The following is a 306-nucleotide window of genomic DNA, read 5'->3' as shown; positions in this document are numbered from 1 at the left end:
AAGCAAAACGCCGTGTGAAGGCGGGGCGGCATCCGTTGAGTTTTGAACAGGTGACGACGATAGACGATCACGACACTCATCTGCAAACCGTGTCTTACCTGCAACGTCAAACCCGCCCTGCCATTGTAATTGCCGCGTCGGGCATGTGCGCCGGTGGGCGTATTGTGAATTATTTGAAGGCGTTATTGAGCGATGAACGTAACGACGTGCTGTTTGTGGGTTATCAGGCCGCGGGTACGCCAGGACGGGATATTTTGCGTTATCACGATAAAACCAATGGCTATGTGATGTTCGATGGCGAGCGTT

1 pseudogene is annotated in these 306 nt (G+C 52.6%); it reads left to right on the top strand.

Going from position 1 to position 306, the window contains the following annotated elements:
* Positions 1-306, top strand: a pseudogene (locus DK187_RS21055) (MBL fold metallo-hydrolase); the annotation flags it as partial.

Source organism: Marinomonas arctica (assembly GCF_003259225.1).
GTDB classification, from domain to species: Bacteria; Pseudomonadota; Gammaproteobacteria; order Pseudomonadales; family Marinomonadaceae; genus Marinomonas; species Marinomonas arctica.
Note: the sequence above shows the minus strand (reverse complement) of the source record. Positions and strands in the feature narration are given on the sequence as shown.